The 6086-nt window shown below is 59.7% G+C and carries 4 protein-coding genes and 1 pseudogene; 3 read left to right on the top strand and 2 right to left on the bottom strand.

Features of this window, described 5'->3' with window-relative positions:
- Positions 1-413 (top strand): IS6 family transposase (locus AC2YI2_RS34745; protein ID WP_487391076.1); only part of this gene is annotated, 413 nt, incomplete at its 5' end.
- A 73-nt stretch (positions 414-486) separates the two neighbouring features.
- Here the strand turns inward: AC2YI2_RS34745 and AC2YI2_RS34740 are convergent.
- Positions 487-978 (bottom strand): annotated as a pseudogene (locus tag AC2YI2_RS34740) (MFS transporter); the annotation flags it as partial.
- A 758-nt stretch (positions 979-1736) separates the two neighbouring features.
- Here AC2YI2_RS34740 and AC2YI2_RS34735 point away from each other — a divergent pair.
- Positions 1737-3593, top strand: a complete 1857-nt coding sequence (locus tag AC2YI2_RS34735) for an ABC transporter ATP-binding protein (RefSeq protein ID WP_487391077.1) — start codon at positions 1737-1739, stop codon at positions 3591-3593.
- 22 nt (positions 3594-3615) lie between these two features.
- On the top strand, positions 3616-5514 hold the full coding sequence (locus AC2YI2_RS34730) for an ABC transporter ATP-binding protein (protein ID WP_487391075.1): 1899 nt from the start codon (positions 3616-3618) through the stop codon (positions 5512-5514).
- A gap of 356 nt (positions 5515-5870) precedes the next feature.
- On the opposite strand, the gene AC2YI2_RS34725 is transcribed toward AC2YI2_RS34730, so the two are convergent.
- Positions 5871-6086 (bottom strand): hypothetical protein (locus tag AC2YI2_RS34725; RefSeq protein WP_487391074.1); only part of this gene is annotated, 216 nt, incomplete at its 5' end.

Below are 6086 nucleotides of genomic sequence, written 5' to 3'. Positions count from 1 at the left end.
ATCAGGACGGGTATGTGCTTGACGAAATCGTCCAGAACCGCCGCAACACCAAGGCTGCCAGACGATTGCTGACCCGTCTTCTGAAGAAGCAGGGTATCGCACCGAAGCGAATGATCACTGACAAGTTGCGCTCATATGGAGCAGCCCGGCGGCAGGTTATGCCGCACGTCGAACACCGATCCCATAAAGGTTTGAACAACCGGGCCGAGAATTCTCATGTGCCGCTGCGAAAACGGGAGCGGATGATGCAAGGCTTCCGATCACCGGGAGGCCTTCAGCGCTTCGTCTCTGTCTTCTCCGCCGTCCGTAACCTCTTCGTCCCACCCCTCTCACATCGCTCCGCATTCCAAGACCGCGTTCACCGCATCCATGCGATCGCAGAGTGGAAAGCTGCGGCCGGAGCCATGGCCTGAGATCAATCCTCAAGGCAGAAGTCTCCCAGGCATCCGAATTCAAGTTAAGGTGACATCGCCGTGCCAGAACATAGAAGCCGGCTCTCCAACCGAGCATCTGATCGAGTAGTCCACCAATCGTTGGCCCGAGCATGGGCGCGATGGCCCACGCCATGGCCAAATAACCAATCTGACTTGCTGCGTGCTCCCTGCTGGAGGTGTCGCGGATCGAGGCAACCGACACCGCATATGTCGGTGCGATTACGGCCTGGATCATTCGGCAGGCGAGGAAGGTCCAGGCATCGGGTGCCATGGCGCAGCCGATCGTCGCAAGGATGAAAAACGCCAGTGCCCAAAGAATCACGGGGCGGCGACCGAACCGGTCAGAAAGGGAACCAAGAACCAGTTGAAGGCATGCCGACACTCCAGCATAGGCCGCCAAGGAAAGGCCCATAATCCCGTAGGCGACATTGAACTCGGTGGCCATGCCCGGCAGCGACGGGAGAAAGAAATTGATCGGTAGAACGGCGAGTGCCGACAACAGGATGAGCGTCGAAAGACGAGGATTGGATGATGCAGTTCGCACGACGATGACCACTAATCACCTACCGGCAATCTCCGTGGGTGAACGCGGAAATTGTTTCCGCATCCGGAACCCAATCGTCATTCGGTCCGCGTGCGACACCGGACGGTGCCATCCCCGCCCCTCGAGGACAATTTTTATGGCCACTTGGAGAATCTAGAAGGTGGCTCACTGAAAATTCCTCTCTCTTCAACGTATCTGGTCTGTCGCCAAGCAGAAACCGATGCCCGACGAGAATACGTGTCTGTCGATCTGTTCACGCGCAGTTGCGGTTGGCGTTCCGGGAGCGACTGATGTCCTTCGCCGGCCGCTAGGTCGGTACGATGATATGGAGCCTCACGATCCGGGTTGCTGTCGCTGCCGATTTTTCGCGGTCATGACACGCCTTGGCCAGCCGCGAGACCCGATGCTTTGGTCTGCGGTTTTATGCGCTCTTTGGCCCATCGGTCTCTTAGGTTTTGTGATCGGCTCAGCGCTCTGGCTCATGAGTTCGCTCTATCATGGGTTAAAGCGACGTCGCTGGTAACGCTGCTGCATTGCATTCGCAGAGGACCCGGATAGAATGCCACCCGCGTCACCCATGTAACGGTGCCTTTTTCGGGGCGGGTATGAAGGGGCTGACCCCAAGCCCAGCGCACGATCTTATCGAATTCCGCGCCATAGTTAATTGGCCTCGCGTTTTGCTTTGGCCAGCCTTCGCCCCACCATGGAATTGTCGTCTTTTCGAACCACGGTTCGAACATGCAATATATTGGAATCATATCGTGAATAACGAGGCGCAATCGCGTATCGCGAGGCATTCGGCGTCGCTTGCGCATGTGAAAGCGGCGGGATGGGGCAACGGCCTCTTCACGCTGATCAGAATCACGGCAATGGCCTTCCGGCATCCCTGGCAATCGGGTTTCGCCATCGGCGGTACACTCATTGCCTCGGCCTTCCAGCTCACCATCCCTGTTCTGCTTGGCCGGGCCGTTGACCAGACGCAAGGCGTCGTGGCTGGCGGCACGGGCGGTCTTGCGGCGCAGGATGCGCTGCTGGCGACGGCGCTGCTCCTGCTCGGAGCCAGCGTGCTGCGTGGCCTGTTCACGATGGTGCAGAACTACTACAGCGAGGCGGTTGGCCATCACATCGGCTATGAATTGCGCATTGCCTGCTACGAAAAGATCCAGCGGCTCTCCTTCAGCTTTCACGATTCCGTCCATTCCGGCGACCTCATCACCATAGGCCTGCTCGATCTCGAAGGCGTACGGATGTATTTCTCCACCGCCTTCGTCCGCATGATCCTGCTCACGATCCTCATCGGCATCGGCGCCTATATGCTGATCTCGACAGATCTCGTGCTCGGCCTGCTGGCACTGAGCTTCGTGCCCTTCGTTGCTTGGCGCTCCTCCGTCACGCAATTGCGCCTGCGCGCCACCTGGCTCGATCTGCAGGAACGTCTTTCGGTGCTGACGCGCGTCATGGAGGAAAATCTCGGCGGCATCCGGGTCGTGCGCGCCTTTGCGGCGCAGGACCATGAGCTTTCGAAATTCGAGGCCGCCTCCCGGCATGCCCTGGCACTTTCCCACCAGCGCGTCGGCATCCGGGTCGCGAATACCAGCGCCATGACATTCTCCTTCTTCCTGGCCATGGGCCTGGTCGTCTGGATCGGCGGCGGCAGGGTGACGAGCGGCGAGATCACGGTCGGCACGCTCGCCTCCTTCCTGACCTTCATGACGATCCTGCAGATGCCGGTTCGCCAGCTCGGGCTGATGGTCAACGCCTTCGCCCGCGGTTCGACCTGCGGCACGCGCCTCTTCAATCTCCTCGATCTGGAGGTCGCCGTGCGCGACCTACCTGATGCAAAGGAACTGGAGGTGACCGAGGGGACGCTGAAGTTCGAAAATGTCGATTTCTCCTATCCGAGCGCGGAAGGGCATCGCGTGCTGGCCGGCGTCAGCTTCGAGGCACGGCGCGGCCAGACCATCGGCATCGTTGGTCCGCCCGGCAGCGGCAAGTCCACCCTCACGCACCTGATCCCGCGGTTCTACGACCTCACGGGCGGCCGCATCACCATCGACGGTCAGGATATCCGCGATGTCACCCTCAAGTCGCTGCGCCGGTCGGTTGCCGTGGTGCAACAGGATTCCTTCCTGTTCACGACCACGATCGAGAACAACATCGCCTATGGCGACCCCTGGGCGAAGGAGCCGCGCATCGAGCGGGCGAGCGAAAGCGCGCAACTGCACAATTACGTCCTGGGCCTGCCGACAGGATATGGCACGGTCGTTGGCGAACGCGGCGTCTCGCTTTCCGGCGGCCAGCGGCAGCGGCTGTCCATTGCGCGGGCATTGATGCTGAAGCCGGCGGTGATGGTGTTCGACGATTCCACAGCGGCAATCGATGCTGCGACCGAACAGCGAATCCGCGCCGCCATGCGGAAATTTGCCGCGAGCCGCGTGACGATTATCGTCGCCCACCGTCTGAGCTCGCTGATGCATGCCGACCGTATCCTGTTCGTCGAGGATGGACGGATCGTCGAGCAGGGCACGCATGACGAACTGCTGGCGGCGAACGGCCGCTACAGGGCGCTTTACGATCTGCAGGTGCGACCCGGCGACGACGCCTTGAGCGCGTGAGGTCAGGCGCAGGAGAAAATGCATGGCCGAAGAACAGGATACAGACCGGGACGATAGGGACGAGGACAATCGGCGGCCGCCGAGGGCTGTTGTCGGCTCGCATCGTGTCGAGGAAGAGGTGTTCGGCAAAGCCTTCGACACCAATATCGTCAAACGCATCTGGGCCTTCGTGCGCCCCTATCGAAAGCAGGTCATCTGGTCCGTCGTCGCGGTCCTCACCTTCACGGCGATGCAGCTCCTGATACCGCTCATCATCCGCTACGCGATCGACCACGGCATGCAGCCTGGCGGCGATCGTTCCGCGCTCCTCTATGCCATCTTCGCCTTCGGCATCGCAATCCTGATCAACTACGCCGCGAGCTATGCCCAGGAAATGCTGGTCGGCGGCGTGGCCGAACACGTGCTCTTCGATATTCGCCGGGCGATGTTCTCGCATCTGCAGCGCGTTTCCCTGTCCTTCATGGACAAGACGGAAGTCGGGCGGCTGATGTCGCGCCTGCAGGGCGACGTCAATTCGATGCAGGAGTTCCTCGAGACGTCGGTGCTGTCGGTCGGCGACATTACGCTGCTCATCGGCATCGTCTTCGTCATGCTCTCCCTCGATTTCAAGCTGGGGCTGCTGACGCTCTCGGTTCTGCCCATCCTCTTCGTCGTGCGCCTCTTCTGGCTGCCGCTGGCGCGAAAATCCTTCATGGCGGCGCATGAGACGAATTCGATCGCTGCCGGCGCGCTGGCGGAAGCCATCCACGGTGTTCGCGCCGTCCAGAGCATGGATCGGCAGGAGGTCAACTTCACTCTCTATGACGATAAGGCGCATGCCAATCTGAGAGCCCATCTCACGGCGGCGCGTTACGCCCAGGTCATGGTGCCGATCGTCGATACGCTGACCGGCGTCGCCATGGCACTGGTGATCGTCGTGGGCGGCGCCCGTGTCCTCGGCCAGGCGCTCGATGTAGGCATCCTCGTCGCCTTCCTGTTCTATATCCAGCGCTTCTTCGACCCTATCCGGTCGCTGACGCTGCAATATTCGGTCATGCAGCGCGCCATGGCATCCGGCCGGCGCCTGACGGAGGTGATCGATGTTCCGATCGCCATCCGGGACGCGACTGACGCCAAAGCGCTGTCCCGCGATATGGACGGATCGGTGGAGTTCAGGGACGTCACCTTCGGCTACGATCCCAAGCATCCGATCCTCAAGCATGTAAGCTTCAAGGTGAACCCCGGCGAGACGGTCGCGCTCGTGGGGCCCACTGGTTCGGGCAAATCGAGCTGCATGTCGCTCATCCACCGCTTCTATGATGTGCAACAGGGACAGGTCCTGGTCGGCGGGCACGATGTGCGTGCGGTAACGCAGGATTCGCTCGGCCTTCAAATCGCCATGGTGCTGCAGGAACCGTTCCTGTTCACCGGCACGGTGTTCGAAAATATCCGCTATCACAAGGTGAATGCCACCCGCGAACAGGTGATCGAAGCGGCCAAGGCGGTTGGCGCGCACGATTTCATCACGCGAATGCCTCACGGATACGACAGCATGCTCGGCGAGCGCGGCGGCAATCTCTCGCTCGGCCAACGCCAGCTCCTCAGCTTCGCCCGGGCGCTGGTTGCCGACGCGAAAATCCTGGTGCTCGACGAAGCGACGGCGAACATCGACAGCTACACGGAAATGCTGATCCAGAAGGCGCTGGTCAAGCTCTTGGAAAACCGCACCGGGCTGGTCATTGCTCACCGGCTTGCGACGATCCGCGAGGCCGACCGCATCATCGTATTGCAGAACGGTGAACTCATCGAAAGCGGCAACCACGCCGAGCTGATGAAGAACCCCAAGCTCTACTCGAAGCTCTACAACATGAATTACGCATCCTTCGACGACATTCCGGCCGACAATCTGGAAGAGAAAAATGGAGTCCCTTCTGCGACCTGATTTGTTCATCGAAGCGAGTTGTGTGCAGTGAGAATGATGCGCAGCGGAGGTGCGCTTGTGACTTCGGTTTATTGGCTCGCTCACATGTCGATCAAAACACTAGATCTACACCGAAATTCGCTCACGCGCTCGCCGACCAACGCATCGCCTTGCTTGGTCTTCCGACCTGCCCCGTCGTCAATCTCTTTCACATTCCATGCCACGATATTCCGTCCCACCATAACCGTGAACTGAGAACCGCAGTTATGCAAATGTGGAGTGAGTTCACGCGCCTGCAAGCTGCGTGAGAGGAAGCGGCGCGTACCAATTTTGGCCGCAGCCCTTAAACTTTACGGTGCCCCCAAATTAGCAGCCCATCAAAGACCAAATTCCGTACATTCGCTATTCCCCGCACCAACACTCAATATCTCCCCAACTCCATCCGTAAACACGGTCCGCATTTGGCTAATTTCTCGTAGTTGAGAATTAACTAATGAATAACCAAACAATGGTGAAGTCGGATCGTCGATTAAGATGGCAGTTGTGCTTCTCGCATGCGGCTCGCGAACGTGGTCGAGATAGCTGAGCGTCAA

The sequence above is a fragment of the Rhizobium sp. SRI_017 genome (assembly GCF_057586295.1).
The sequence above is the reverse complement of the archived record's forward strand: the minus strand, read 5'-3'. Positions and strand labels throughout refer to the sequence as shown.